The 23829-nt window shown below is 69.1% G+C and carries 16 protein-coding genes; 14 read left to right on the top strand and 2 right to left on the bottom strand.

The window, feature by feature from the left end; translation table 11 throughout:
* The first annotated feature begins 69 nt into the window (after nucleotides 1–69).
* The 8 genes from GXY15_14665 to GXY15_14630 all read left to right on the top strand — a co-directional run bounded on the left by GXY15_14665 (nucleotide 70) and on the right by GXY15_14630 (nucleotide 11881).
* Nucleotides 70–795 (top strand): hypothetical protein, encoded by a 726-nt coding sequence (locus GXY15_14665; GenBank protein ID NLV42452.1) that lies wholly within the window; start codon nucleotides 70–72, stop codon nucleotides 793–795.
* A gap of 84 nt (nucleotides 796–879) precedes the next feature.
* Nucleotides 880–2163 carry a glycosyltransferase gene (locus GXY15_14660; protein ID NLV42451.1) on the top strand — a complete coding sequence of 428 codons (1284 nt, stop codon included), beginning with the start codon at nucleotides 880–882 and terminating at the stop codon, nucleotides 2161–2163.
* 175 nt (nucleotides 2164–2338) lie between these two features.
* Complete coding sequence (locus tag GXY15_14655) at nucleotides 2339–3169, top strand: TonB C-terminal domain-containing protein (GenBank protein NLV42450.1); 831 nt, start codon at nucleotides 2339–2341, stop codon at nucleotides 3167–3169.
* Nucleotides 3170–3199: 30 nt separating this feature from the next.
* Entirely contained in the window at nucleotides 3200–4516 is a 1317-nt protein-coding gene (gene tolB, locus GXY15_14650) for a Tol-Pal system beta propeller repeat protein TolB (protein ID NLV42449.1), read from the top strand.
* A 319-nt stretch (nucleotides 4517–4835) separates the two neighbouring features.
* Complete coding sequence (locus tag GXY15_14645) at nucleotides 4836–7235, top strand: 3-hydroxyacyl-CoA dehydrogenase/enoyl-CoA hydratase family protein (protein NLV42448.1); 2400 nt, start codon at nucleotides 4836–4838, stop codon at nucleotides 7233–7235.
* Nucleotides 7236–7256: 21 nt separating this feature from the next.
* On the top strand, nucleotides 7257–8423 hold the full coding sequence (locus GXY15_14640; protein ID NLV42447.1) for a thiolase family protein: 1167 nt from the start codon (nucleotides 7257–7259) through the stop codon (nucleotides 8421–8423).
* 375 nt (nucleotides 8424–8798) lie between these two features.
* Entirely contained in the window at nucleotides 8799–11405 is a 2607-nt protein-coding gene (locus tag GXY15_14635; protein NLV42446.1) for a DNA translocase FtsK, read from the top strand.
* Entirely contained in the window at nucleotides 11402–11881 is a 480-nt protein-coding gene (locus tag GXY15_14630) for a hypothetical protein (protein ID NLV42445.1), read from the top strand. The genes GXY15_14635 and GXY15_14630 overlap by 4 nt, the downstream gene beginning before the upstream one ends.
* 197 nt (nucleotides 11882–12078) lie before the next feature.
* Here the strand turns inward: GXY15_14630 and GXY15_14625 are convergent, their stop codons facing one another.
* Both GXY15_14625 and GXY15_14620 read right to left on the bottom strand, forming a co-directional pair.
* Nucleotides 12079–12408 carry a DUF86 domain-containing protein gene (locus tag GXY15_14625; protein NLV42444.1) on the bottom strand — a complete coding sequence of 110 codons (330 nt, stop codon included), beginning with the start codon at nucleotides 12406–12408 and terminating at the stop codon, nucleotides 12079–12081.
* Nucleotides 12395–12709, bottom strand: a complete 315-nt coding sequence (locus GXY15_14620; protein ID NLV42443.1) for a nucleotidyltransferase — start codon at nucleotides 12707–12709, stop codon at nucleotides 12395–12397. Before GXY15_14620 ends, GXY15_14625 begins: the two co-directional genes overlap by 14 nt.
* Nucleotides 12710–12894: 185 nt before the next feature.
* Between GXY15_14620 and GXY15_14615 the strand changes: the two genes are divergently transcribed.
* The 6 genes from GXY15_14615 (at nucleotide 12895) to GXY15_14590 (ending at nucleotide 23601) form a co-directional block, all read left to right on the top strand.
* Complete coding sequence (locus tag GXY15_14615; protein NLV42442.1) at nucleotides 12895–14676, top strand: hypothetical protein; 1782 nt, start codon at nucleotides 12895–12897, stop codon at nucleotides 14674–14676.
* Nucleotides 14677–14680: 4 nt separating this feature from the next.
* On the top strand, nucleotides 14681–15118 hold the full coding sequence (locus GXY15_14610; protein NLV42441.1) for a TerB family tellurite resistance protein: 438 nt from the start codon (nucleotides 14681–14683) through the stop codon (nucleotides 15116–15118).
* Nucleotides 15119–15250: 132 nt separating this feature from the next.
* Nucleotides 15251–17566: a glycoside hydrolase family 95 protein gene (locus tag GXY15_14605; protein NLV42440.1), complete on the top strand. Its 2316-nt coding sequence runs from the start codon at nucleotides 15251–15253 to the stop codon at nucleotides 17564–17566.
* A 317-nt stretch (nucleotides 17567–17883) separates the two neighbouring features.
* Complete coding sequence (locus tag GXY15_14600) at nucleotides 17884–18387, top strand: rubrerythrin family protein (GenBank protein NLV42439.1); 504 nt, start codon at nucleotides 17884–17886, stop codon at nucleotides 18385–18387.
* Nucleotides 18388–18547: 160 nt separating this feature from the next.
* Nucleotides 18548–19996 (top strand): hypothetical protein, encoded by a 1449-nt coding sequence (locus tag GXY15_14595; GenBank protein ID NLV42438.1) that lies wholly within the window; start codon nucleotides 18548–18550, stop codon nucleotides 19994–19996.
* A 140-nt stretch (nucleotides 19997–20136) separates the two neighbouring features.
* A complete protein-coding gene (locus GXY15_14590) occupies nucleotides 20137–23601 on the top strand; it encodes a hypothetical protein (GenBank protein ID NLV42437.1) in 3465 nt (1154 codons plus the stop codon).
* Nucleotides 23602–23829 lie beyond the last annotated feature (228 nt).

Raw genomic sequence — 23829 nt, 5'->3', positions numbered from 1 at the left:
CTGGGGAAATGTGCTATCATGGGTCGGTTTTGATCAACAGAGAGCCGCGAAGAGAGAAAGGATTCTGAGATGCCGAAAGGATGGACAGTGAAGGTGTTGGGTGCGGGCCTCGCGCTGGTGCTGATGATTGGGCTTTCCGCCTGCGGTTCGGGCGGTTCCAGCCAGCCGGAGGCGGCGAAAGCCGCCGTCCCCGCCGCAAAACCGGCCGACAAGCCCGCCGCGAAGCCGGCGGAAAGGGCCGCCGCGAAGGCCGCCGCGAAGCCGACGGCGAAGGACGCGAAGAAGGCCCCGTCCCTGAAAGACACGAAGAAGCCCGCGTCGGCCAAGTCTTCCGCGGCGGTGCGCCGCGCGCCGATGAGCCTGGTTGCCAACGGGACGTTTGCATCGTGGATGAAGGACGGGCGGCCCAAGGGCTGGCGGGGCTCCGCCTCCGCCGTGGCCAAGGCCCCGGGCCAGAAGCCGGGCGCCAGCGCCCTCCAGCTTAAGCCTTCGCAGGGGGACAGCGTCCTGTCCTGCCCGGTGAAGGGGGCGCTGGCGGGGAAGACGCTGACTCTTGCGGTGACCGCGCGGGTGCAGGACGCCAACGCGCTGGGCATGGCGGTGGACTACAAGACCGCGGCGGGTCCCAAGACCGAATTCTGGTATTTCAGCAAATCGCCGTCCTGGAAGAAGGAGATGAAGAAGGTGACGCTTCCGGCGGACGCGGCGGCGGACTCCGTGTCGGTGCGGCTGGTGCTGCGCAACAGCGCCAAGCCCGCCGAAATCGCCGCGGTGTCCCTGACGCCGGCCTCCTGATCCCGCAGTGAACGGTTGATGTTTTTTCCCGTGGAACGGCGGGGTGATTCCGCTGTTCCACGGGTTCTTTCATGGGAGAGCCTTATGACGCCGGAATCCCGGCCGGACACGGCGGCGCGGGGGGGCGCCGGACTGCGCATGGCCTACATGGCCCCGCAGATCGGCGTGCTGTCCGCCACCTTTGTCTACCGCGACGTGGAGGGGCTGCGCGCGCGCGGGGTGGAGGTGTCGCTGTTCTCCCTGCGGCGGCCCCGGCAGGAGGTGACCTCCGCCGAGGCGGACGGGTTCATCCGCGAGACCTGCTATCTCTACGATCTGGGCGCGGGCGCCGTGCTGCGCGCCGCAACGGGCAGGCTGCTGCGGCACCCGGGACGGTTTCTGCGGACCGCCGCCCTGGCGGCCCGCGACGCCCTGCTGGCCCGCACGGCGGCCCCGTCCGACCGCCCCAAACTGCTGGGGCATTTCCTGGCGGGCTGTCTGCTGGCGGAGCGGGTGGAGCGGGCGGGGGCGCGCCACATCCACTGCAATTTCGCGCACGCCCCGGCGGCGGTCACCATGTATGCCGCCCTCCTGGCGGACGTACCGTACAGCTTTCTGTGCCATGCCCATGACATCTTCGTGCACGGGGTGGCCCTGCGCGAGAAGACCGCCCGGGCGGCCTTTGGCATGTGCAGCTCCCGGTTCAACGTGCGGTTCCTGGTGGACGAGATGGGCTGCGACCCCGGCAAACTGGACGTCATGCGGACGGGGGTGGACCTGGAGGCGTTTCCGCTGCGCGCGGAAAAACCCTTCTCCAAACCTTTTCAGGTGCTCTCCGTCGGGCGGCTGGTGGACAAGAAGGGCTTTGACCTGTTGATTGCCGCCGCCGCCGAACTGCTCCGCGAGGGACGCGATCTCCGGGTGACCATCGTGGGCGGCGGCCCCGCCGGGGCCGCCCTGCGCGCGCAGGCGGCCGACCCGGCGCTGGGCGGGCGGGTGACCCTGACGGGGCCCCTGCCGCAGGAGGAGGTGCGCCGCCATTTCGCGGCGGCCGACGCCTTTGTGCTGCCCTGCCGCCAGGCGAAGGACCGTGACATGGACGGCACGCCCATTGTCCTGATTGAGGCCATGGCCCTGGGGGTGCCGGTGGTCAGCACCGCCGTCTCGGGCAATCCGGAGCTTGTTGAGGACGGCGTCTCCGGGTTTCTGGTGGCCCCGGAGGACGCGGCGGCGGTGGCCGGGGTGGTTCGACGGCTGATGGACGATGCGGCGGCCGCTCGGCGCATGGCGCTGCGGGCGCGGGACACGATCGAGGGCGCCTTTGACCTTGCGGGCAACATTGCCCGACTGGTGCAGAAGGTGGAGGCGTCACAGGCAGTCCGGAAATGAGGGACGTGGAAACCTTTCCCCCGATTTCGGTATTCATGCAGTGGATACCGCCACTACATGTGGGACACGGTGTCCGTCATTTTTGCCCGAGAGACACAATTTGTAGTGGTGAGGCCTTGATTTTGTCCGGGGGCTTCGGTATCCTGTACACGAATGAAAGCGCGATCTGAGCGTCATGAGTCCCATTTCGGCATACGACGAGCTCAGGGCCGAGTCCCGACGGTCCCTGAAGCGGATGATCCTTCTCTCCATCGCCCTCCATGTGGTGGTGGCGCTGGTGCTGCTTGGATTTCTGCGGTGGCACCGCATGCCGGATCCGGTGAAGGTGTATTCGGTGCAGTTGATGGACGCGCCGCCGGGGCCGGTGGCCGAACCGGCCCCCACGCCGCCCGCGCCGGAGCCGCCGGAGGAGGTGAAACCGGAGCCGCCCCCGCCGCCGCCGGAGCCGCCCAAGCCGGAACCCAAGCCGGAGCCCAAGCCCGAACCGAAACCGGATCCGAAACCGGATCCGAAACCGGAGCCCAAGCCCGAGCCCAAGCCGAAACCGGAGCCCAAGCCCGAGCCAAAACCGAAGAAGACCCAGCCGAAGCCGCCCCAGTTGAAGCCGTCCGAGCCGCCCAAGGACCCGGTGCAGCTCGTCCCGTCCTCGCCGCCGTCCACTGTGGAGGGGCCGGTCGCCATCGTGGGCGATGTGCCCGACGAATTGGGCCAGTGGGTGGGCCTGTTTCAGCGGGCGGTGTACCGGGAGTGGATGCTGCCGTCGGCCATTCCGATGAACGATGCGTCGTTCATGCCGGAGGTCATGGTCACCGTGGCGCGGGACGGGCGGATCATGGACGGGCCCACGGTGACAAAACCGTCGCCGAACGAGGAACTGAACGAGTCCTGCATCCAGGCGGTGCTGAACGCGACGCTGCCGCCGTTTTCGGAGGCGGCCACAGTAAACGAACTGACACTGCTGGTGCGGTTTCAGCCGCAGGCCCGGGCGGCCGCGGCGGGATTCTAGCCGCGCACGGACATTGAAGGAGAACGGACGATGAAGACACGACGCCTGTTGACGGTTGTCGCCGCGGCGGCCGCGGCCCTTCTGGGGGGAATGGCGCATGCCCAGCAGCCGGTGCTGGTGGACATCACCAAGGGCGTGGACGCGCGCATCCCCATCGCCGTGCCGCCCTTCGCCACCCAGGACCCGGGACTGGCCGCCGTCGCGGAGGACGTGGCGCGGGTCGTCGCGGACGACCTGACCTTTTCGGGGGTGTTCACCGTGCTGCCGCGGGACGTGTATCCCGTGAGCTTCACGGGGTTCACGGCGGACCTCAAGAGCATCAACTTCCCCGAATGGCAGGCGACGCGGGCCGAGAATCTCGTGTACGGCCTGATCTTCCAGGAGGGCAGCCAGATCGTCGGGCAGTTCCGCCTCTTTGATCTGAAGTCCTTCAACCAGGTCTACGGGCAGGAGGTGCGGGTGGACGCGAAGAACGCCCGCCTCGCCGGGCACCGCTTCTCCGAGGAGGTGGTGCGCTATCTGGACGGCGTGGCCGGGGGCGCGACCTCCGAGATGGTCTTCAGCGTGACCGCCGGGGAGACGAAGGAAATCTACGTGGCGGACTATGACGGGGCCAACGCGCGCAAGATCACGGACCACAAGTCCCTCTCCATCAAACCGAAGATCTCCCCCGACGGCAACCGCATCGCCTACGTCTCCTACAAGGACCGGTACTCCTACCTGTACGTCCTCGACCGCCGCACCGGGAAGTCCACCCCCCTGTCCAAGGAGGTCGGGCTCAACTCCGCGCCGTGCTGGTCGCCCGACGGGTCCCGGCTCGCCATTACCCTGAGCAAGGACGGCAACACGGAAATCTACCTCCGCAATCCGGACGGGTCGAACCCCGTGCGGCTGACGCGGAACACCCAGGGGGACACCTCGCCGACCTTCTCCCCCGACGGGAGCAAGATCGCGTTTGTCAGCGACCGGGTCGGGCGGCCGCAGATTTATGTCATGGACAGCAACGGCGGCAACCAGACCCGCCTGTCCTTCCACGGCGGAAGCGCCTTTGATCCCGTGTGGTCGCCCGACGGCAAGATGGTGGCCTTCGTGTCCGAGGTCAGGGGCGAGGGGATGGAAATATATGTGATGGGCGCGGATGGGGCCAACCCGACCAAGCTCACGGACTCCCAGGGCATCAACGAGTCGCCCAGTTGGAGTCCCGACTCCCGTCATGTGGTCTTCTCGTCCAACCGGACCGGGCGCAGCGAGGTATATGCGGTTAATGTGAAAACCGGGGAGGAGATGCGCATGTCCCGCTTCCCCGTGCCGGCCGAAGGGCCCAGTTGGGGCCCCCGGCGCCGGTAGAAAAGAGGCGATTATCTCGCGGGCCGCCCTCCCCGGGCGGCCCGCGTTGCTTTTTTTGGGAATGGGGATTGGGGGAGGCAGGGGGAGCATGAGAGGGGGTGGCGGCGGTCTTCTTTCTGTGTCCTCCGCGTGTTTCGTGGTCCCCTGCACGTGCTATTTTCCCTCTTTCTACGAATACCGCCAAAACGCCGGTCGAGTTTTTCGCATTGTGCTTGACTTGCGGCGCGGATTATTCTATGCTATGGACGGTGTTCTAACGAACGTTAGGTATAGAACGGCCCCCGGGCGAAACCGCAACCACCGAAGGAGAGCAGCAACCATGAGGGAAATCAAACGCGTCGCCGTGCTGGGTTCGGGCGTGATGGGGGCGACCATCGCCGCCCATCTTGCCAACTGCGGCATTCCCAGCATCATGTTGGACATCGTGCCGCCGAACCTGTCCGAGGAGGAGCGCAAGAGCCGGAAACTGCGGAACAGCTTTGCGGACAAGGGGAAGGCCGCGCTGCTGAAATCGTCACCGGCAGCCCTCTACGTAAAGTCCAATGTGGACATGATCGAGACGGGCAACTTTGAGGACGACATGGCGCGGATCGCCGAGTGCGACTGGATCATCGAGGTGGTGATGGAGAAGCTGGAGATCAAGCACCAGGTGTTCGCGGAGGTCGCCAAGCACCGGACACCCGGGACGATCGTGAGCACGAACACGAGCGGCATCCCGATCGGGAAGATCGCGGAGGTCATGGACGCGGAGATGCGGGCGCACTTCCTGGGCACGCACTTCTTCAACCCGCCGCGCTACCTGAAGCTGCTGGAGCTGATCCCGCTCCCCGACACGAAGCCCGAGGTGATGGCGCAGATGGCGGCCTTCGGCGAGAACGTGCTGGGCAAGGGCATCGTGTATGCCAAGGACACGCCGAACTTCGTGGCGAACCGGATCATCACCTTCGCCATGCAGTGGCTCATGCACGAGATGACGAAGGCGGGGCTCTCAGTGGAGGAGGTGGACGCGCTGACGGGGACGAACATCGGCCACGCGAGCTCGGCGACCTTCCGCACGGCGGACCTGGTGGGGCTGGACACGCTGCAGAAGGTGGTGGGCAACGTGCGCACGGGCTGCCTGGGCGACGAGCGGCTGGACCTGATGCAGGGGCCGGACTGGTTCGACGCCATGGTGGCGAAGGGCCTCTACGGCAACAAGTCGGGCGGCGGCTTCTACAAGAAGACGGACGAGAAGGACGAGAAGGGCAAGAAGATCGTGCTCGGGTTCGACCCGGCTACGGGCGGGCACCGGGCGCCGGTGAAGCCCCGGTTCGCCTGCACGGGCGCGGTGCGGTCGGCGGAGACGGTGGAGGAGAAGATCCGGATCATGCACCTGGGCGACGACAACGGGTCGAAGTTCCTCTTCAGCTTCTTCGCCAACCTGGCGCAGTACGCGGGGAACCGGATCCCGGAGATCGCGGACGACATCGTCAACATTGACAACGCGTGCAAGTGGGGTTTCGCGTGGGAGCGGGGCATCTTCGAGACCTGGGACATCCTGGGCTTCGACGCCGTGTGCGAGCGCATGGCGGCCGAGGGCGTGGCGCTGCCGCCGGTGGCCGAGGCCCTGAAGGCGGCGGGCGGCGGCTCGTTCTACAAGCTGGAAAACGGGCGGCGGATGCACTTCGACGCGGCGTCGAAGTCCTACAAGCCCGTGCCCGTGAACCCGCGCGAGCTCGTGCTGGTGAACGTGAAGACGGACAGCACCCGCATCGTGCAAAAGTTCGACGACGCGAGCCTGGTGGACCTGGGCGACGGGATTGTGTGCGCCGAGTTCCACTGCAAGATGAACGCCATCGGCCCGGACATCATCGCCGCGCTCAACGCGGGGGTGGACCTGCTGGAGGCGGGCAGGTTCGAGGGGATGATCCTGGCGAACCAGGGCCCGCATTTCAGCGCGGGCGCGAACCTGATGCTGGTGCTGGGCGCGGCCATGCAGGGGCAGTGGGACTTCATCGAGAACATGGTCCACCAGCTCCAGAGCGTGGGCGCGCGCATGAAGTACTGCCCGAAGCCCGTGGTCGGCGCGCCGCACCACTACACCTTCGGCGGCGGCGTGGAGCTGAACCTGCACACCGACAAGGTGGTGATCGCGGGCGAGACCTACGCGGGCCTGGTCGAGGTCGGCGTGGGCGTGATCCCGGCGGGCGGCGGCACCAAGGAGCTGCTGGTGCGCGCGCTGGAGAACATCCCGGCGAATGTGGCGGCGGACCCCTTCCCCTTCGTGCGGCGGGCGTTCGAGAACATCGCGACGGCGAAGGTCGGCACGAGCGGCGCGGAGGTCGTCGAGCTCGGCTACTTCCGGACGACGGACATCGTGCTGCCGAACTTCGACCACCAGGTGCAGCGGGCGAAGGACGTGTGCCTCGGCCTGGTCAAGGCGGGCTACACGCCGCCCAAGCCGCCGCGGCTGTACGCCCTCGGCGAGACCGGCCTGGCGTCGTTCCGCGCGGCGGTCTGGGGCATGCAGCAGGCCGGGTTTGCCAGCGAGCACGACATGCTCATCTCGGAGCATCTGGCGCGGGTCCTGTGCGGCGGCGACCGCCTGCAGGGCGCGCCGATGACCGAGCAGGACGTGTTGGACCTTGAGTGCGAGGCCTTTGTCAGCCTCTGCGGAACCGAGAAGACCCAGGCGCGCATCCAGCACATGCTTGCGACCGGCAAGCCGCTGCGCAACTAACCGGAAAAAAGGAGCCTTACCATGGAAAAGTCATACATCGTCTCCGCGGTTCGCACCGCGGTCGGAAAATCCAAGGCGGGCAGCGCCATTGCCCACGTGCGCCCGGACGACCTGGGCGCGGCGGCGATCCGCGAGGCCGTGAAGCGCTCGGGCGTCCCCGTTGAGCGCATCGGCGACTGCGTCATGGGCTGCGCCTTCCCCGAGGCGGAGGCCGGCATGAACGTCGGGCGCATCGCCCAGCTCGCGGCCGGGCTGCCCGACACGATCCCCGGCGAGACGGTCAACCGTTTCTGCTCGTCCGGCCTGGAGGCCATGACCACCGCGGCGCTCAAGATCGAGGTCGGCATGCTGGACGCGGCGATCGCGGGGGGCCTGGAGTCCATGAGCGTCATCCCCATCGGCGGCAACAAGACCTGCCCGAACCCGTGGCTGACGAAGAACAACCCGCGCGCCTACACCGGCATGGGCCAGTGCGCGGACAACGTGGCCAGGGACTTCGGCATCACGCGCGAGGAGTGCGACGCGTGGGCGCTGCGGAGCAACCAGCGCGCCGCCGCCGCCATCGGGAAGGGCCTCTTCAAGGAGGAGATCGTTCCCCTTGAGGTGATGGGGCCGGACGGCAAAACCTTCATCTTCGACACCGACGAGGGCCCGCGCGCCGACACGACCCTGGAGGGCCTGGCCAAGCTGCGGCCCGCCTTCGCCGCGTCGCCCAAGCTGGGCATCCACACGGCGGGCAACTCCAGCCAGACGAGCTGCGGCGCCGCCGCGGTGGTCATGGTCAGCGAGGCCGTCCTGAAGGAGCTGGGCCTCAGGCCGCTGGCGCGCCTGCGCGGCTACGCCGTCGCCGCGGGCGACCCCGGCTACCTCGGGCCGCCGCAGGTGCCCGCGATCCTCGACGCCTGCGAGCAGGCGGGCATCAACGTGGAGGACCTCGGCCTGGTCGAGTGCAACGAGGCCTTCGCCGCCCAGACCCTGTATGTGGTGAAGAACCTCAACCTGAGCGAGGACATCGTGAACGTGAACGGCGGCGCGATCGCCCTCGGGCATCCGCTCGGCTGCACGGGCGCGAAACTCGCCACCCAGCTCATCCACGAAATGAGGCGCCGCGGCGTGAAGTGGGGGCTGGAAACCATGTGCATCGGCGGCGGCATGGGCGGCGCGGGCGTCTTTGAGCTCTGCGACTGATCTTTGGCTCCAAGTCAAGGGACCGGGACGGCGCGGCGGCGGGACTACCACCCGCCGCCGCGCTCATGTTTTTCTGCGGCGAGACCGAAGGCCGCCCTTCGCGCGGGGGGACTGGCCCCCATTTATAGTGTGTGCGCACGAGTTGGCGGCATATAGGGGGCCAGCCCCGCGCCCGCGCGCCCCATATATGGGCTCTTGCCGGAAATCAACGCAATATATGGTTGAAAAATTGCCGGGCTTCTGCTAGACTGGTCTTGGTGTCAGGGCCACCTCATCGTCAAGGGAGCCTGTACGGTGCAGAAAAAAAGGTCGCTAAGTCACAGATGCCGATGTTACACGCTGGGGGTTTGCACCCTCATCGTGACGGCCACCCTGATGATATCGCTGATCGGCGACGGGTTCGACGCGACGGTGCAGGACGGGCGGCCGATTGACGGCATGCTCTCGGTGCCGAACACGCTGGGTCCGCTGGGGGCCTTTCTTGCGGGGACGCTTTCCCTCTTCTTCGGCGATGCGGCGCACCTGCTCTACTCGGTGACGTTCATCTGGATGCTGATGCTGTTCTGCCTGCAGCCGCTGGACCGTCCTGCGACGCGTCTGGCGGGGCTGACGCTGCTGACAGGGGCGGCGGCGGGGCTGGCGCAGATGGACTTTGCGTCGGGCTGGAGCAACAACGCGGCCGGGGGGCTGGTGGGGGCCTTTGTGACGGACCGCCTGCTGATGCCGTGGTTTGGGTTCGCGGGGTCGCAGGTGATCGGCATGATGACGGCGGTCATCGGCCTCCTGCTTTGCACAGACTTCCTGTTCATTCATCTGCTGGTCTACGCGGGCCGCGCCGTGGCGGTGCTGGGCCGCGTGCTGCTGTACCTGGCGGCGGCCTGCACGGGCATGGGCGGCCACTACCGCCGCTGGCGCACGGGGCGGCGCATCCGCCGGGCGCGCGCGCGTGTTGCTCCGCGCCCCGCAGACGAGTCACCGCTGGACGCGCCCCCCGAAGCGGGCGAAATGGCCCCGTCCGGGGCCGCCGCGCAGGACACCCGGTCGCCGTGGAGCGGCGAGCCGGTCATCAAGGGGGCGGGGGTTCCCGTGCCGTCCACGCCCGCGCCCGCGGTGCGCAAACGCCCCGCGCCGCCCTATCCCGAGACGGCGCCGCTTCCCTTTGACCTGCCGCCCGACGAGGCCGCGCCCGCGCCCGCGCCCGCGCCCGCGACGGGGTCCGCGGCGGCGCTTTTCGACCTGGGCGACGGCGAGGACGAGGACGACGACCCGCTGTCCACGGCGGCCTTCGGGCCGGCGGTTCCCGCGTTCCCCGAGCCGGCGGCGATGCCGGCGCCCGCCGTGCCGTCCGTTCAGGAGCCCGCGCGCGCCGTGGTGATCCACACGCCCGCGTCGGCCCAGGAGACGCGGACCCTGCGCAACGCGCCGGTGCCCGCGCCGGCGGCCCCCGCGCGCGGCCTGCGGCGGAAGACGGGGGACCAGGGCGACCTGCCCGAGGGCTACGTCTACCCGAAGAAATACACGGCGCCGCCGCTGGAGCTGTTCCGCCCGCCGGAGCATGTGGTGATCCCGAATCTGGAGCAGAAGCTGCGGCGGTCGGCCGCGGTGCTGGAGGAGACGCTGGCGGAGTTCGGCATTGAGGCGAAGGTGACGGACATCACGCGGGGCCCGACGGTGACGCGCTTCGAGCTGGAGCCCGCGCCGGGCATCAAGGTGAGCAAGTTCCTCGCGCTGACGGACAACATCGCGCTGACGCTGGAGGCGAAGGGCGTGCGCGTGGAGGCGCCGATCCCCGGCAAGGCGCGGGTGGGCATCGAGGTGTCCAACCTCGAGCGCGACCCCGTGGTGCTGCGCGAGCTGCTGGAGAGCGCCGGGTTCCGCCGGGGCAAGGGCGCGCTGAACCTCGCGCTGGGCAAGGGGATCAGCGGCGACGTGTGCATTGCGGACCTGGCGCGCATGCCGCACCTGCTGGTGGCAGGCGCGACGGGCGCGGGCAAGACGGTGTGCGTGAAGGCGCTGTTGGCGAGCCTGCTGCTGCAGCACACGCCCGAGCAGCTCCAGCTCATCCTGATAGACCCCAAGATGGTCGAGCTGAGCATCTTCGACGACATCCCCCACCTGATCACCCCGGTGGTCACGGACGTGAAGAAGGCCTCGGCCGCCCTGTGCTGGCTGGTGAACGAGATGGAGGAGCGCTACCAGCTTTTCCGCGACCTCCAGTTCCGCAACATCGAGGTGTACAACGAGAGCGTCGAGAACGGCGAGGTGGAGATCGTGAACGCCGGGGACGGCCCCAGCTCCGTCAGCGTCGTGCGCCGGCTGCCCTACATCGTGTGCGTGATAGACGAGCTGGCGGACCTCATGATGCTGGCGCGGGCGGAGGTCGAGGACTCCATCGCGCGGCTCGCGCAGAAGGCGCGCGCCGTCGGCATCCACCTCATCATCGCCACGCAGCGCCCGTCGGTGGACGTGCTTACCGGCGTGATCAAGGCCAACTTCCCCTCGCGCATCTCCTTCCAGGTGTCGTCGCGGGTGGACTCGCGGTGCATTCTCGACGAGATCGGCGCGGAGCGCCTGGTGGGCATGGGCGACATGCTCTACCTGCCCGCGGGGCAGGGCAAGCCCGACCGCATCCAGGGGGCCTTCGTTTCGGACGACGAAATGGACGCCCTGGTGGCCTGGCTCAAGCGGCAGGCCCCCCCGCAGTACCGCGACGAGGTGGAGAATTTTGGGAAAACCAAGGAGTACCTGGAAAAACTGGCGGACGAGGACGATCCTGAGTATGATAACGCCGTGGATGTTGTCCTCCAGTCGGGCCAGGCCTCGATTTCGATGCTGCAGCGCCGGCTCCGTCTGGGGTATAATCGGGCCGCGCGGCTGATAGACATGATGGAGATTCGGGGAATCGTCGGGCCGCACATGGGTAGCAAGGCGCGGGAGATTCTGGTGGACCAGAAACAGTCGTCAAGGGACGAAGTGGCATGAAACAGCTGCGGTTTCCAGGGCACCTGCTGCGCGAAAGGCGCGAGGAGCTTGGACTGTGCCTGGACGCGGTCCGCGACCGCGTCCATGTGCCCACCGACTGCCTGCGCCATTTCGAGGAGGGCAACCTCGCCGCGCTGCCGGTGAAGACCTACGCCCTCGGATTCCTCCAGTCCTACTGCCGCCTGCTCGGCCTCGACTCCGAGTCCTTCACCGCCCAGTACCACGCGTGCATGCTCCAGTCATCCCGGAGCGGGCGCGGCCTTGCGCGGCTTGCGCCGTCCCCCGACGCGCCGCCCCGGTCCCTGCCCCGCTGGGTCTACGAGGCCCAGGTGTGGGGCGCCGTGTGCGCCGTCATTGTCCTCGGCTGGTTCGCCTACACCACCGTGGCCAGGCCCCTCGTGGACTCCCTGCGCAACCGCGCCGAGGCCGGCACCGTCGAGATCACCCCGCCCGTCCACTTCGAGCAGGAGCGCTGACGCGCCGGTTGTTTTCCCGCCCGTTTCCCCCTTGCGCCTGTTTCTGTTTTCCCCCCCCAAGTCCGGCCGGTCTGACCTGTCCGACTGGTCCGACGGGGCCGCAGTCTTGCTCACCCGCCGAAGGCGGGACGAAAACGCCCCCAGGGCCCAAGCCGTTTACAGGGGCCTTGGCGCCGGGAAACGGCGTCTTTTCGTGTTCAGCGGTCCGCGACCGCGCGAAACAGCTCGGGAATCGCCTCGCTTGCTGTTCTCCACACCACCCCCAGGTCCACCGTCCCATAGCCGTGAATCAACCGGTCTCGCATGCGCGCAATGGCGTTCCAGGGTATATCGGGGTGGGTTTCGCGAAAGGCCGGCGTGAGGTGCTTTGACGCCTCGCCAATAATCATGATTTGATGCTGCACGGCGGCCTGGGTCTTCAAGTCCCCACGAAACGCGGCCTCATCCATGCCCTCAATGAACGAGAGAACGGCCCGTGCCGCATGCGCGATGTCAAGCAGGCAGGTGCTGTCGTCATGGCGCGACATAGAGGGGCTCCATGCTTTCCAAGATGGCCTGGCGCCGAATCCAGTTGGGGGATTCCTCGACCGCGCGCCGACTCAGCAGATCCACCGGCCGGCCAAACAGCGTCTCAAGCTCCTCCTCCATGAGCGCCTCGTCAAACAGGGTGATCCGGGCGTCCGGCGCGTACACCGCGAGCAGGTCCACATCGCTCTCCGGCCCGAAGTCATCCCGCAATGCCGAACCGAACAGGTCCAGCTCCAGAATACGCCACCGGGCGCAAAAAGACGCGAGCCGCCCCCTGTCTATGTCCAAAGGCGTGTTCATGCCGCAAGTTCCTGCGCCCAGTATACCATGCCGTCCCGCCCCCGGCACCGGTCCATTTCTTCCCGCAGCCGCTTATTCGGCGGGTCAGGGACCGCCGACCGCTTGTCCGGGCGGCGGGGGATGGTCTACCATGGCGGGACAGGCGCGGTCGGCACGTCAACTCCGCCGCGCGGGAGCACCCACTCATGAGGCACGGAACCCGGTTTGCATTTCTTGCGGCGTGCACGCTGCTGGCGGCGGGGGGGTGTGGGGCGGAGAGCCTCGCGGAGAAGTCGCTGGCGAAACTGGCGGCGACCCCGGAGGCCTGCGCGGAGGCGGTGGACTTCATTGTCTGCGCGGACCCGCAGCCGGGGGGGATGCTGGGCACGCCGCAGGTTTTCCTGGACATGATCCAGGAGTGGAACGCGCTGAAGCCGGACTTTGTGGTCTGCGCGGGCGACATGATCATGGGCGGGCCTCCCGCCGAGGTGGGGCCCATGTGGGACGAGTTTCTGGGCAATGTCGCCGCCCTCGACGCGCCGTTCTTCCCCGTGGCGGGGAACCATGACACGATGAACACGGACCCCGAGGTGCTGCGGGTGTATGAGGAGCGGGTCGGCCCGTTCAACTACACGGTGCGCCGGGGGACCGTGGAATGCGTCGTGCTGAACACGGAGGAACCGGGCGACCCGGACGGGTTCAGCGCGGCGCAGCGGGAATGGCTGAAGACGGCCCTCGCGGCGAGCACGGCGCGCCACCTCTTCCTGTTTCTCCACGCGCCGCTGTTCATGGGGAACTGGAACCGCGACTGGGCGCACATCGCGGAGATGATTAGACCATACCCCGTGCGCGCCGTGTTCGCCGGGCACCTGCACTACTACCGCCACTGGGGCGAGCGCAACGGCGTGCAGTATGTCGTGGCGGGCAGCGCCGGGGGCGCGGTGCGCGAGCCGGAGGAGGGCGGGTTCTTCTGCCACCTCGCCGAGAAGGTGCGCGGGGACGCCGTGTCGTGGACCGTGGTGAAGCCGCACGCGACGCTGCCCGCGGACACGGTCACCGAGGCGGGCGTGCTGCGGGCGCGCGCCCTGAAGGGCATGCTCGCCACGGAGGAGGTCACCGTGCCGCTGGGAGAACCCTTCCGGGGCGAAGGGGTGATGACGCTGGAAAACCCCTTCGCGGTCCCCGCCGGGGGCGTGTTCCGGTGGGACGTGCCCGCGGGCTGGACCGTGGACCCGCCGGAGATGACCCTGAACGCCGCGCCCGGCGCAACGGCGCGGGCCACCGCGCGCGTGCGGTCCGAGGGGACGGCGCGGTTTCCCGTGCCCGCGCTGAAGGGCGAAGTGGACAACCCGGAGACGGGGAAGCCGCTGGCGCTGGCGCGGGAGATTAATCTGGTGCCGACGCTCCGCGCGCCGAAGGCGCGGGGCCCCGTCACGCTGGACGGCGACCTGTCGGAGTGGGGCGACGCGCCCGCCGCGCCGCTGACCTACGGCGTGAGTTTTGACCCCGCCGACACCGAAGACCTCCGGGCCTTTACCCGGGTGATGTGGGACGAGGGGCACCTCTATCTCGCCGTGGAGGCGGAGGACAACGAGTTCTTCCAGCCCTTTGCGGGCGACACGGTCTGGATGAACGACAGCGTGGAGTTCTGGGTGGAGGGGTCCAACTGGAGCTTCAGCCTCACGCCGAAGGGGCCGCAGGTCTTCTCCCACGAGCGGCCCGACAAGAGCGTGGACTCCGTCACCGCCGCCGTGCCGCTTGCCGTGAAGCGCGACGGGCGGCGGACGGTGTACGAGGCGGCCTTTCCCGCCGCCGAGCTGCCCTGGCTTGCCCTGAAGGCGGGCGGCACGGCCGGGTTCTCCCTGCTGGTCAATGACCTCGACCCCTCCGGGCCGCTGGAAAAGCGGCACTGGGCGGAACTGACCCCCGGCGCGGGCGAGCATTTCGCCTGCCCCAAGGTCCGCATCCTGTTTGAAGGGGGGAAGTGACGCCATGCTGGGTTCGTGGTTCAAGAAGGCCGACCCGGGCGAGCAAAAAGAGACGCGGGAAAAGCGCCTGCAGCGGGCGGTGTGCATGCTCCTGCTGGAGGCGGCCGCGGCGGACAACACCCTCGACCCCGCCGAGACCGACCGCGCGGCGGAGACCCTGCGCGGCAAGTTCGGCCTGGACGACGACGAGGTGCGCGACCTCTTCGACGCCTGCGCCGCCGCGCGGGAGGGCAGCGTGGGGCTCTTTGAGCACACCAACACCGTGAACCAGAGGTTCACTCAGGAGGAGCGCGTCTGGATGATGGAGGAGCTGTGGCGCGTCTTCCTCGCCGACGGCGTCCTCAGCGCCCACGAGGACCATCTCGCCCACCGGTTCATGGATTTGCTGCGGCTCAACCACCGGCAGTTCATAGACGCCAAGCTCCGCGCGCGCGGGGTGTGAAGAAATGGACGGTATGGACGGTATGGACGGTATGGACGGTATGGACGGTGTGGACGGTGTGGACGGTATGGACGGTGTGGACGGTGTGGACGGTGTGGACGCGGCCAAGCGCTGCGGAAAAGGAGACTCGTCATGGGACTGATATGCGCGCTGGTCTTTGCGGTGTCGGCGGGGGCGGAGGCCGCCCCGGACAATCTCACGCTGTGGTATGAGCAGCCCGCCGCGCAGTGGGTGGAGGCGCTGCCCGTGGGCAACGGGCGCCTGGGCGCGATGGTCTTCGGCGGCGCGCCGGAGGAGCGCATCCAGTTCAACGAGGGCACGCTGTGGGCCGGGGGGCCGCGCGACTACGCCCGCGAGGGCGCGGCGGAATATCTTCCCGAAATCCGCCGCCTGCTCTTCGAGGGGAAGCAGAAGGAGGCGCAGGACCTGGCCATGGAGCACTTCATGTCGGCGCCCCTGCGCCAGCTCCCCTACCAGGCCTTCGGCGACGTGCTGATCCGTTTCGACCACGCCGACGGCGTGAAGAAGTACACCCGGTCGCTGGACCTCGACACGGCCACGGCGGTCACGGAATACACCGCCAGGCGGGTGACGTACCGCCGCGAGGTCTTCGCCAGTTATCCCGCGCGCATCCTCGCCCTGCGCGTCACGGCGGACCAGCCCGGCGCGGTCTCCTGCACCGTGCGCCTCGCGTCGCCGCACCAGCAGGCGGTATGCGAACCGGCGGGCGCGGACAGTCTGGCCCTCCGGGGCCGGCCCGACGACTACCGTTTCGAGCCGGGGGATCCGGAGACCATCCCGAGCCTCCTGCGCTTTGAGGCGCGGCTGCAGGCCGTGGCCGAGGGCGGCAGCGTCACCGTCGCGGGCGGCGAACTCCGCGTGGAGAAGGCGGACGCGGTGGTGTTCTACCTTGCCGCGGCCACGTCCTACCGCGACTACGGCGACGTGTCCGGCGACCCGGCGGCGGCGTGCGCGGAGATGCTGGGCGCGTCCGCGCGCGGCTGGGACGCCCTGCGGGCGGAGCACGTCGCGGACCACCAGGCGCTGTTCCGGCGCGTGTCCCTCGACCTGGGGCCCGCCCCGGCGGGGGTGCCCACGGACGAGCGGATCCGCCGCTACGCCGCCGCGCCGGACCCCAGCCTGCCCGCGCTGCTGTGCCAGTACGGGCGCTACCTCATGATCGCGTGCAGCCGCGCGGGCGGCCAGCCCGCCACGCTCCAGGGGCTGTGGAACGACAGCCTCACCCCGCCGTGGGACAGCAAGTACACCGTGAACATCAACACGGAGATGAACTACTGGCTCACCGAGCCGGGCAACCTGTCCGAGTGCCACGCGCCGCTCTTCGACGCGCTGGAGGAGGTGGCGCAGTCCGGCGCGCGCGTGGCGCAGGCGCACTATGGCGCCCCCGGCTGGGTGCTCCACCACAACTTCGACCTGTGGCGCGGCGCGGCGCCCATCAACGCCAGCGACCACGGCATCTGGCCCACCGGCGGCGCGTGGCTCTGCCAGGACTTCTGGCGGCACTGGCAGCACACGGGCGACGACGCCTTCCTGCGCGACCGCGCCTACCCGGTCATGAAGGGGGCGGCGGAGTTCTTCGCGCAGTACCTCGTCGAGGACCCGCGCGACCCGGCGAAGCCGCTGATCAGCGGGCCGTCCAACTCGCCCGAGCAGGGCGGCCTCGTCATGGGCCCCGCCATGGACCACCAGATCATCCGCGGGCTCTTCGCCGACACGGCGGCGGCGGCGCGCGTCCTCGGCGTGGACGCGAACTTCGCGGCGCGGCTGGACGAGCTGCGCGCGCGCATCGCGCCCAACCGGATCGGCCGGCACGGCCAGCTCCAGGAATGGCTGGAGGACAAGGACGACCCGAAGAACGACCACCGCCACGTGTCCCACCTGTGGGCCGTGTTCCCCGGCGAGGAGATCACCCCGGCCACGCCGGAGCTGTTCCAGGCGGCCAAGCAGTCGCTGATCTACCGGGGAGACGCCGGAACCGGCTGGTCCATGGCGTGGAAGGTCTGCCTGTGGGCGCGCTTCCTCGACGGCGACCACGCGTGCAGGGTGCTCGCCAACATGCTCCAGCCCGCCGACGGCACGGGCAAGCGAAACCAGCGCGGCGGCATCTACCCCAACCTGTTCGACGCCCACCCGCCCTTCCAGATTGACGGCAACTTCGGCGTCGCGGCGGGCATCATCGAGATGCTCCTCCAGTGCCACGACGGCGCGGTGCGGCTGCTGCCCGCCCTGCCCACGGACTGGCGCGACGGCAGCGCGGCGGGCCTCCGCGCGCGCGGCGGCCTCACGGTGGACCTGCAATGGCGCGATGGAAAGGTCGTGCAGGCCACCCTGCGCGCCGACCGCCCCGTGGAGACGACGCTCGTCTGCAACGGCGAGAAAATGCCGCTTGCCCTCGCGGCGGGGGAGGCGTTCACCTGGGAGAAATGACCGAACCCCTGCTCGCCGCGTCGCCGCATGCGGGGGGTGGCAGGGGTGTTCCCGGGAAGAGGGCGCGGCAAGCGGTACCCTACGGGCGGCGATCCCGGCGTTTTCGTGTGTGCCCAAGGCATGGGCAGGTAGGGGCGCCGCTTGCTGCGCCCTCTTTCTTCACGGCACGACCATCTCACCCGGCCGGACGTTTCGGGGGGCGCTTGCATGGCGTTTGCGCATTTGATAAGGTTTCCTGACAAGACCGCGCGGCGCGGTTCCGGCGGGGGAGCGTCCCCGGGGCCGGGCGCCGTGCAAACCAGAGAGGAATGGCTATCATGAGCAGCATGGACAATCTTCAGGCGGCGTTTGCGGGCGAGAGCCAGGCCAACCGGAAGTATCTGGCGTTTGCGAAGAAGGCGGAGCAGGAGGGCTTCCCGCAGGTGGCGAAGCTGTTCCGCGCGGCGGCGGAGGCCGAGACGGTGCATGCCCACGCGCACCTGCGCGCCATGGGCGGCGTCACCACCACGCTGGAGCATCTCCAGCAGGCGATTGACGGCGAGGGGCACGAGTTCCAGGAAATGTACCCGCCGTTTGTGGAGGAGGCGGTGGCCGAGGGCAACCGCAAGGCGGAGATCAGCTTCCGCAACGCGATGACCGTCGAGGGGACGCACCACGGGCTGTACCAGGGCGCGCTGGCGGCGGTGCAGGCGGGCGGCGATCTGGCGGCCGCGCCGATCTATGTGTGCGAGATTTGCGGCCACACGCACGTCGGCGACGATGTCCCCGACCGCTGCCCCGTGTGTAACGCGCCGAAGGAGCGGTTCTTCGAGGTGAAGTGAGGCGGCAAACGCCCCCGCCGTCATTCCCGCGCACGCGGGAATCCATCCGGGGTAGGCCGGTTGCGTCCCGAGCCGAAGGCATGGGCCCCCGCTTTCGCGGGGGTGACGAGGGTGCGGGTTTTCACGGCGCGCGGGGAGAAGACTGCGGCGCGCCCCAACATTGCCGGGAGGATACGTTATGTCCGCCATGGAAAAGGAATGGGTGTGCATCGTCTGCGGGTATGTCCACAAGGGGCCGGAGCCGCCGGACGAATGTCCGGTGTGCGGGGCGGGCCCGGGGGACTTTGAAGAGCAGGCCCCCCTGCCCGCGCCGAAGCCCGCCGTGACTGCCGCGCCGGTGACGGCTCCCGCAGCCCCGGCGGCGGAGGGCCCGGGCGGCGTGGACCCCGGCTACCTGTCCGCGTGGCGCAAGGACAAAGACGACGGCGAGCCGGGCATGGCCCGCATCCAGCAGATGGCGCTGTCGGGAGAGAGCGAGATCACGGCCATGCGCACGCGCCGCCCCGTGCCGGGGTGGGAGGCCGTCCTGTTCAAGGGTGTCCAGTTGTCGCGCCTGCCGCTGAACGAGGACGAGCCGGTGAGCCTGCGCACGGTGATCGGGCCGGGGGCGGCGAAGCCCGTGGTGCTCGATGTGCCGTTCTACGTGTCGCACATGTCCTTCGGCGCGCTCTCGCGCGAGGCGAAGATCGCCCTGGCGCGGGGCTCCAGGCGCGCGGGCACGGCCATGTGCTCCGGCGAGGGCGGGCTCCTGCCCGAGGAGCGCGCCGAGGCGGGCGTCTACATCTACGAGATCGGCACCGCGCCCTTCTCGTGGCGCGAGGAGGCGGTCCGCCAGGCGGACGCCGTGGAGATCAAGATCGGCCAGGCGGCCAAGCCGGGGCTCGGCGGCCACCTGCCCCAGGCGAAGATCACCGATGAGATCGCGGCGATCCGGGGCATTCCGCGCGACCGTGACGCCATCTCGCCGGGGCGGCCCTTCCATCTGGAGCGGCCCGAGGACCTCGCGGCCACGGTGGCGCAGCTCCGCGAATGGATTGACGGCCGGCCCGTGGGCGTGAAGGTGGCGGCGTGCCACATCGAGGAGGACCTGGCCATCGCCCTCGCGGCGGAACCCGACTTCATCACCGTGGACTGCCGCGGCGGCGGCACCGGCGCGGGCCCCGTGTTCGTCAAGGACAACACCTGTCTCCCGCCGGTCTACGCGGTCCACCGCGCGCGGCGCTTCCTCGACCAGGCCGGGAGCCGGGTCACCCTGTGCGTCACCGGCGGCTTCCGCGACAGCGCGGACATCGCCAAGGCGATCGCCCTCGGCGCCGACGCCGTGGCCCTCGCGACGGCGTCGCTCATCGCCATCGGCTGCCAGCAGTACCGCGTGTGCCAGACCGGCAAATGCCCCGTCGGCATCACCACCCACGACCCGGGCCTGCGCGCGCGGCTCGACGTCGAGCAGTCCGCCCGCCGCTTCGCCAACTTCGCGGCGGTCCTGCGCCACGAGCTGGAGGCCTTCGCCCGCATCAACGGCCGCGCCGACATCCACGACCTCAGCCGCGCCGACCTCGTCACGACCTGCGAAGACATCGCCAACCACGCCGGCATCGAGCACGCCTGAGGCGGAGGGGAAGGAAAACCCCGTTTCCGGTGCGCCGCGCTTCTAGAAAGCGCCGCGGGTCCGCCCCACACCGGTGGCATCGGTCCGGCGGACCCGTCCCGGAGCCTCCTTCCTATATACTTCCCGCGGGAGAAAAAGGAATGATGAGCAGGCGCGCGGGTTTGGCGTGTTTCGCGGCGGTGGCCCTTTCATTTGGGGCGGCGGCCGCTGCCGGGGCGGCTCCCTTCCTTTCCGGGGAGACGGCGTCCGGCGCGGAGTGGACGCGGCAGCCGGAGGGCCGCGCGCCCCTGTCTTTCGCCGCGCCGCAGGGGGAGCTTCGCGCCGAGACCTCCACGACACATGAGATCGTCGTCCGGGATCAGGGTTCCCGCCGGGTCCTGAGGCAGACGCAGCACTGGCTGCCCGATGCGGCGATGCACCTCCTGACCACGCGGGTCGAGCGCCCAGCCTTGGGCGAATCCCAGGCAAACGTCGTGGACTGGACGTTTCCGTGTGAGGGCGGGCGCGACGGGGCCCGGTTCCGGGAGCTGGAGCCTTCGGGGGACACCTGGTACGGGTCCACCTACTGGACCGGCCCGGACTGGACGCGTGTCGGAAAGGACTGGCAGCATTCCGGCGAGGCGACGTCCAGTGTCCGCCTGTTCACGGTTCCCCGCGATGGAAAGGTGGTTGTATCCGGGCGGGTCTGCAAGGCCGACACCAACGGCGGCGACGGCGTGCGGGCAAGCATCCGCCACAACGCGGCGGTCGTCTGGACGCAGGACATTGAGGCGAATGACGCCCGGGGCGCGGACCCGGCGGTGCCGCTGGACGTCCGGGTGGGGGACCGCATCCGGTTCGTTGTTCACCGGCGCGGCGCCATCGCGTGCGACACGACACATTGGGATCCCGTCATCACCTACGCCGACGGTGTCCTGTTCCGCGCCTCGGAAGGGTTCGGGGCGCAGCCCCGGGACGGCTGGTCCTACCAGATGGAAATGGAGATGGCCGCGGGATTCCCCCGTCTCTACAGTTTCGACCGCCATTTCTGCCTCCACGAGCGCCTGTTGACCCCGGGAAGCAGCGTTGTGCTGGAGGGGGAGTCCAGCCTTCCCCTGTTCATTCTGGCGGACGACAAGGACTCCTGCGGCCTTGCGGGCGCGGTGGTCAACACCTGTCCGTGGCGGCTTGAGGTGTCCTTCCCGGAGGACGGGGGGCTGGCCCTGCGGATCCGGAACAAGACCGGATCCCGTCTTCCGGTCGTTGCCGCGGGCGTCTACCGGGGCACCTGGACGGCCGGGGCCGCGCGGCTTGAGGCGCTTCGCCGGTCGGACACGACGCGGGTAAATCTCGGGCCTTTCCGCGACCGGCTGGGGAAGGCGTTCAGGGAGGTGCTCGGGGACATCGGGCCGGAGGCGGCGCCGGAGCTGGACCTGTGGGCCTGCGTCCAGTGGGACTGGCATTTGCAGGACGGCCTTGAGGAGACGCCGCAGGGGTATGAGGCGGCGATCCGCTCGACCGCGAAGAAGGCCGGCGAACTCGCGGCGGACCTCGGCGTCCCGTGCCCGCCGCCGGACACCCGCGGGGAACCGTGCCTGCGCTATCTGCGCGCCCATGCCCAGCGGAGAAAGACCGCTCTGGGCAACCCGCTCATGCAATTCGGCCCGCTCTTTTTCTGCAAGCGCGTTCCGGCCTCGTACAGCCATCTCGTGATGCAGTACTTCGGGTGGCGGGCCCGGCCCGGCGGCGGCCTCTTTGTCCTGGAAAGGCCGGGGTATTCCTTCGCGGCGCGCGACATCCTTAACGGCGCGCTTGAGAAGGGCTCCGTGCTTGAGCCCCGGCTGTCGTATGACGGCGGTCGCGTTCTGTTCTCCCTGGTGGCGACCGCGGGCGGGGACTACGACCCGGCGCGGCTGGACAACGGGACCGACGAGGGGTTCTACCATGTCTGCGATACCGGCGTGGACGGGACCGGTTTCCGGCAGCTCACCAACGGCCCCTACGACGACCTGATGCCGGCGTACCTTCCCGACGGGGGCATCGTCTTCTCCTCCACCCGCCGGGGGGGGTATGCCCGGTGTTTCGGCGCGCAGTTCAGCCCGCGCTGGCATGTGTACACCCTGCACCGCATGGACGCGGACGGCGGCAGCCTGCGGATGCTCTCGTTTCACGACACCAACGAGTGGTTCCCGGCGGTTTCCAACACGGGGCTGGTTCTGTACAGCCGGTGGGACTACATAGACCGCGACGCCGTCACGCATCAGACGCTCTGGGCGACCCGTCCCGACGGCACCAACCCCGCGGCCCTCTGGGGCAACGCCACGGCGAAGCCCCACTGCACCTTCCAGACACAGCCAATCCCCAACAGCCGGAAGATGGTCTTCACCGCGGCGGCCCACCACTCCATCACCGGCGGGCCGCTGGTCGTGGTGGATCCGGACGCGGGCAGCAACGGACAGGACGCCCTGACGCGGATCACCCCGGGCATCCCGTTTCCGGAGGCCGAGTCGAGCGACATCCGGGAGTACTACGACGCGCCGTGGCCGCTGTCGGAGAAGTACTTCCTGGCAAGCCACAGCCCCTGGCCGCTGGTGTGGGAACCCGGCCCCAATCCGCCGCAGGCCCTCGGCCTCTGCCTCGTGGACGTGTTCGGCAACCGGGAACTCCTCTACCGCGACCCCGCCATCGGCAGCACGAACGCCTGCCCGCTCGCGGCGCGCCCCGTTCCGCCGGTCCTGCCCGACGCGCCGCCGCAGGACGCGGACGCCCCGGGGAGCGTCCTCGTCTCCGATGTGTATCAGGGGCTCGGCGAAACGCCCCGGGGCTCCATCAAGGAAATCCGCGTGGTCCAGATTTTCCCCAAATCCACCCCGGTGGGCGGGGCGCCGCCCGTCGGCCTCGCCGGGGAGGAGAACGCGCGCGCCGTGCTGGGGGAGGCGCCGGTCGAGGCGGACGGGTCCGCCCATCTCACCGTTCCGTCGCGCACGCCCGTCCTGTTTCAGCTGCTCGACGAAAACGGAATGGCCTTCCAGACCATGCGGTCGCTGACCTACCTCCAGCCCGGCGAGACCGTCTCCTGCGTCGGCTGCCATGAGGGCCGGGGGAACGCGCCGCCGTCCGCGATTCCCGCCGCCGCGCGGCGGCCCGCGTCCCCCATAGTCCCCAAGGCCTTCGAGGGCGAGCCCTTTTCCTACGTCCGCGCGGTGCAGCCCGTTCTGGACGCGCATTGCGTCCGCTGCCATGGCGGCCCGGCGCCCCAGGGGGGGAAGGACCTGACCGGCGAGCCCCTCAACGGGTTCACGCGGTCCTATTGGGCGCTGTGCGGTGACCGGGATTTCGCCGGGGAAAACACGAACCCCGAAACGGCGGCGGCCGCGCTGGTGCCGCGGTTTGGCATGCGCAACCAGGTGCAGATGACGCCTCCGGGCGGCCTCTACGGCGCCCGCGGCAGCAGGCTGCTCGCGATGCTCCGCGCCGGCCACCAGGACGCGCGCCTGACGCCGGAGGACTTCCGGCGTCTGGCTCTGTGGATTGACTGCAACGCCGTCTTCTACGGGGTCAATCTGCCCGAGGACCAGGCCCGGCAGCTCCGGGGAGAGCGCCTGCCGATGCCGGAACTGCAATAACGGCGGGTTCCCGGAGGCGCGCGCCGCGGGGGCCTGCGGCGGAATTGGGGCGTTATGACAAGTGATTGCTTCACTTCGTTCGCAATGACGGCGGGTAACCCGTCATTGCGAGCCCCAGACCGCCGAAGGCGGGAATTCTGTCCATGAAGCCATGGATACGGGTGTCCTTTCCCTCTTCACCCCGGAGGGGTGAGGGCCATTAGCCGGTGGTTGAGCGAAGCGATACCA

It is taken from the genome of Candidatus Hydrogenedentota bacterium, from assembly GCA_012730045.1.
Taxonomy (GTDB): domain Bacteria; phylum Hydrogenedentota; class Hydrogenedentia; order Hydrogenedentales; family CAITNO01; genus JAAYBR01.
Note: the sequence above shows the minus strand (reverse complement) of the source record. Positions and strands in the feature narration are given on the sequence as shown.

Coding starts and splice junctions, on each gene's coding strand:
- GXY15_14665 (NLV42452.1), top strand. CDS start 70: ATGCCGAAAGGATGGACAGTGAAGGTGTTGGGTGCGGGCCTCGCGCTG.
- GXY15_14660 (NLV42451.1), top strand. CDS start 880: ATGACGCCGGAATCCCGGCCGGACACGGCGGCGCGGGGGGGCGCCGGA.
- GXY15_14655 (NLV42450.1), top strand. CDS start 2,339: ATGAGTCCCATTTCGGCATACGACGAGCTCAGGGCCGAGTCCCGACGG.
- tolB (NLV42449.1), top strand. CDS start 3,200: ATGAAGACACGACGCCTGTTGACGGTTGTCGCCGCGGCGGCCGCGGCC.
- GXY15_14645 (NLV42448.1), top strand. CDS start 4,836: ATGAGGGAAATCAAACGCGTCGCCGTGCTGGGTTCGGGCGTGATGGGG.
- GXY15_14640 (NLV42447.1), top strand. CDS start 7,257: ATGGAAAAGTCATACATCGTCTCCGCGGTTCGCACCGCGGTCGGAAAA.
- GXY15_14635 (NLV42446.1), top strand. CDS start 8,799: ATGATATCGCTGATCGGCGACGGGTTCGACGCGACGGTGCAGGACGGG.
- GXY15_14630 (NLV42445.1), top strand. CDS start 11,402: ATGAAACAGCTGCGGTTTCCAGGGCACCTGCTGCGCGAAAGGCGCGAG.
- GXY15_14625 (NLV42444.1), bottom strand. CDS start 12,408: ATGTCGCGCCATGACGACAGCACCTGCCTGCTTGACATCGCGCATGCG.
- GXY15_14620 (NLV42443.1), bottom strand. CDS start 12,709: ATGAACACGCCTTTGGACATAGACAGGGGGCGGCTCGCGTCTTTTTGC.
- GXY15_14615 (NLV42442.1), top strand. CDS start 12,895: ATGAGGCACGGAACCCGGTTTGCATTTCTTGCGGCGTGCACGCTGCTG.
- GXY15_14610 (NLV42441.1), top strand. CDS start 14,681: ATGCTGGGTTCGTGGTTCAAGAAGGCCGACCCGGGCGAGCAAAAAGAG.
- GXY15_14605 (NLV42440.1), top strand. CDS start 15,251: ATGGGACTGATATGCGCGCTGGTCTTTGCGGTGTCGGCGGGGGCGGAG.
- GXY15_14600 (NLV42439.1), top strand. CDS start 17,884: ATGAGCAGCATGGACAATCTTCAGGCGGCGTTTGCGGGCGAGAGCCAG.
- GXY15_14590 (NLV42437.1), top strand. CDS start 20,137: ATGATGAGCAGGCGCGCGGGTTTGGCGTGTTTCGCGGCGGTGGCCCTT.